The organism is Actinoallomurus vinaceus (assembly GCF_039542055.1).
GTDB lineage: Bacteria > Actinomycetota > Actinomycetes > Streptosporangiales > Streptosporangiaceae > Actinoallomurus > Actinoallomurus vinaceus.
The window spans coordinates 1-1,199 of sequence record NZ_BAABHK010000053.1; the positions used below are offsets into that span (position 1 = coordinate 1).

Below are 1,199 nucleotides of genomic sequence, written 5' to 3' on the forward strand. Positions count from 1 at the left end.
ACCGGTGCCGTGAAGTTCATCTGCTGCCAGCCTGACGCCGACTCGCCGGTGAAGGTCGCAGTCGCCAGCAACTGACCGGATGAGGTCCATAGCGTCCCTGTATGCGTGCCCGTGTTCAATGAGCCCTTGTAGAACCGGATGCCCGTCACGGTGCCATTCGTCGATGCCCTGAACTTGACACCTAGCGTGACCGCCGATGTGTCGTTGTAAGACGCGACATCTGGGATATCGGTGTTCGTCCACAGAGTGGTGGACGTGATTTGATTGATCGCGGGTGAGGTGCTTGGGGCCCAGTGTATGGGTTGTTCTTGGTTGAAGGTGGTTCCGCCGAGGTAGACGGCGGTGATGCGGTGTTGGCCTGCGGGAAGGGCGGAGGTGGTGAAGGTGGCGGGTTGTGTGGTGCTGCGGAAGAAGTCGGTGCCGATGACGGTGTTGCCGTCTTTGAAGGCGACGTTTCCTTGAGGGGTGAGGGTTCCGCTGGTGGGCTGGACGGTCGCGGTGAAGGTGACCGGTTCTCCGGTTCTGGCGGGGTTGTTGTTGGAGGTGACCGTGGTGGTCGTCGGGCGGTCGTCGGGAAGTTGGATCAGGGTAGGGGGCTGGCTGGTGGCGCCGGTGATGGTGATGGCGTTGTTGAGGGTGAACAGGCGGCCTATGGGATTGGCTCGGCTGTTGACGTTGATGGCGTTGGCGGCGATGAGGTTGCCGCGGAAGGTGGTGAAGGTCTCGAGTGTGGCGGAGTCGCTGATCACCCAGTAGAGGTTGTTGGCTTGGGCGCCTCCGGTAAGGGTGATGGTGCTGGACATGGCGGCGGTCAGGGTGGCGGCTTTGAAGACGAAGATGGCGTCCGGGTTGGCTTGGGCGTCCAGGGTGAGAGTTCCGTTGATTTGAAAGTTGCCGGTGGTGGAGGCGTAGACACCGGAGGTTCTGGTGGTGTTGCCCAGTTCTGCGGGCAAGGTGGCGTCCGGCGCCCTTGCTGCGAGGTCGTTGTAGGCGGCCACGACGTCGGCTTTGGCGTTCGCCGCGGTGGAGTCGCCGGCGTGGGTGGTGCCGTTGATGGTGCCGGGCGGGAAGCCGGTGACGGTAGAGCCGGGGCTCACCCCGAGGTCTCCGATGACCACCGTGAGATTGGTGTTGCTGACGGCTGATCCCGCCAGGACCGCGAACGGCGCTGCATTACCGATACTCATCGGCTGCACCTT

The 1,199-nt window shown here is 63.0% G+C and carries 1 protein-coding gene; it reads right to left on the minus strand.

The annotated features are described in order from the left end of the window. Positions 1-1,187 (minus strand): ice-binding family protein (locus ABEA24_RS53315; RefSeq protein ID WP_345444756.1); only part of this gene is annotated, 1,187 nt, incomplete at its 3' end. Between the last annotated feature and the right edge of the window lie 12 nt (positions 1,188-1,199).